The sequence below is a fragment of the Streptomyces boncukensis genome (genome assembly GCF_011045075.1).
Lineage (GTDB): Bacteria > Actinomycetota > Actinomycetes > Streptomycetales > Streptomycetaceae > Streptomyces > Streptomyces boncukensis.
This window is the reverse complement of record NZ_JAAKZZ010000850.1, coordinates 1-1,982: the sequence shown is the minus strand read 5'-3', so window position 1 is coordinate 1,982 and position 1,982 is coordinate 1. Positions and strand designations below refer to the sequence as shown.

The 1,982-nt window shown below is 72.6% G+C and carries 2 protein-coding genes and 1 pseudogene; 2 read left to right on the top strand and 1 reads right to left on the bottom strand.

Annotated elements, in window-relative coordinates; genetic code table 11:
- Window positions 1–22 precede the first annotated feature (22 nt).
- Complete coding sequence (locus G5C65_RS36320; RefSeq protein ID WP_165303312.1) at window positions 23–1,363, bottom strand: nicotinate phosphoribosyltransferase; 1,341 nt, start codon at window positions 1,361–1,363, stop codon at window positions 23–25.
- 115 nt (window positions 1,364–1,478) lie between these two features.
- Here G5C65_RS36320 and clpS point away from each other — a divergent pair, with 115 nt between their 5' ends.
- A complete protein-coding gene (clpS, locus tag G5C65_RS36315; RefSeq protein ID WP_165303311.1) occupies window positions 1,479–1,790 on the top strand; it encodes an ATP-dependent Clp protease adapter ClpS in 312 nt (103 codons plus the stop codon).
- Window positions 1,790–1,982: pseudogene (locus tag G5C65_RS36310) on the top strand (DUF2017 domain-containing protein); the annotation flags it as partial. The gene clpS and the pseudogene G5C65_RS36310, both read left to right, overlap by 1 nt.

The window sequence follows — 1,982 nt, the reverse complement described above, 5'->3', positions numbered from 1 at the left end:
CCCATGCCCCCGGCGTGCTCCGTCACGCCCCCGTCCGCCGGTGTTCCGTCGGCAGCACCGGCTCGCCGCGGGAGAGCTGCATGGCGGACATCGGCAGCCGGGCGAGGGCCGCCAGATGCCGTTCGCGGACCCGCTGCAGCGGCTCCCGCCGCACCACGGTGCCGCCCTCCACCAGGCCGACCTGCAGCTGGTGCGCCGCGAGCTCGTCCGGCACCGGGCCGCTGCCCACGACCTCGGCCTCCGCGACGCCGTCCGCGTCCAGCGGCCGGGCGGCCCACTTGGCGCCGCCGATCGAGGTCTTGCCGCCCAGCGAGCGCTTGGCGACCGGCCGCAGCGGCGCGTCGGGCGCGCTGGAGTCGGCGCGGGCCACCAGCTTGTAGACCATGGAGCAGGTCGGGTGGCCGCTGCCGGTGACCAGCCGGGTGCCCACGCCGTACGCGTCGACCGGCGCGGCGGCGAGCGAGGCGATGGCGTACTCGTCCAGGTCGCTGGTCACCACGATCTTCGTCTTGTGCGCGCCCAGCTCGTCGAGCTGCTGGCGTACCCGGTGCGCGACCAGCAGCAGGTCGCCGGAGTCGATCCGGACGGCTCCCAGCCCGGGGCCGGCCACCTCCACCGCCGTACGGACGGCCTCGGCCACGTCGTAGGTGTCCACCAGCAGCGTGGTGCCGCCGCCCAGCGACTCCACCTGCGCGGTGAAGGCGTCCCGCTCGGTGTCGTGCAGCAGGGTGAAGGCGTGTGCGCTGGTGCCGACGGTGGGGATGCCGTAGCGGAAGCCGGCGGCCAGGTCCGAGGTGGTGGTGAAGCCGCCCACATACGCCGCGCGGGAGGCCGCGACCGCCGCCAGCTCATGGGTGCGCCGGGCGCCCATCTCGATCAGCGGGCGCCCGCCCGCCGCCGCGGCCATCCGGGACGCGGCGGCGGCCACCGCCGAGTCGTGGTTGAGGATCGAGAGGATCACCGTCTCCAGCAGGACGCACTCGCCGAAGGTGCCCTCGACGCGCAGCAGCGGCGAGCCGGGGAAGTACACCTCGCCCTCGGGGTAGCCGAGGATGTCGCCGCTGAAGCGGTAGTCCGCCAGCCACTCCAGGGTGGGCTCGTCCACGACCTGGCCGGCGCGGAGGAAGTCCAGCATCTGGTCCTCGAAGCGGAAGTTCTCCACCGCGTCCAGGACCCGCCCGGTGCCCGCCACGACGCCGTACCGGCGCCCCTCGGGGAGCCTGCGGGTGAAGACCTCGAAGACGGAGCGGCGCTGCGCCGTGCCGGCGCGGAGCGCGGCCTGCAGCATCGTCAGCTCGTACTGGTCGGTAAACAGCGCCGTCGAGGGCACGGCGACCGGCAGCCCCGTTTCTGCCTCGTGCATGGGGTCCTCACCTCGCGAGTTCGTACGGTCGGTGCGAGGGTACCCCACATCTCGTCAGGATGACGATATGGAGCCGGGGCCCGCGTTTGCGCGGGTGCCCGCTCCGGGTGGCAGCATGGGACCTGTGAGTGTCGCCCCTACGGAGATCGAGCGCCCGGAGACCACCGAAGAGCATGTCGAGGTGCCCGAACCCGACGTGCCCTGGGTCACCGTCGTCCACAACGACCCGGTGAATCTGATGAGTTATGTGACCTATGTCTTCCAGGCGTATTTCGGATATTCCAAGGACAAGGCGAAGAAACTGATGCTGGATGTGCACCACAAGGGGCGGGCGATCGTGTCCAGCGGCAGCCGCGAGGAGATGGAGCGGGACGTGCAGGCGATGCACGGCTACGGCCTGTGGGCGACCCTTCAGCAGGACCGCTGATGGCGGGCCACTTCGAACCCGGGTCCGGCGGCGGCGCCGCCATCGCGCTGGACGAGGTCGAGATCTCGATCCTGCGCAGCCTCGCCGTCCAGCTCCTGGAGCTGATCGGCCCCGGTGACGAGCCCGAGCGGCCCGGTGGCGAGGCGGGCCGGGAAGGGGCGGAGACGGACGGGGCGGCGGGCCTGGAAGGGC

What these genes read in the sequence shown, in the direction of transcription:
- G5C65_RS36320 (WP_165303312.1), bottom strand. Translation starts at nt 1,363, where the DNA reads ATGCACGAGGCAGAAACGGGGCTGCCGGTCGCCGTGCCCTCGACGGCG.
- clpS (WP_165303311.1), top strand. Translation starts at nt 1,479, where the DNA reads ATGGGACCTGTGAGTGTCGCCCCTACGGAGATCGAGCGCCCGGAGACC.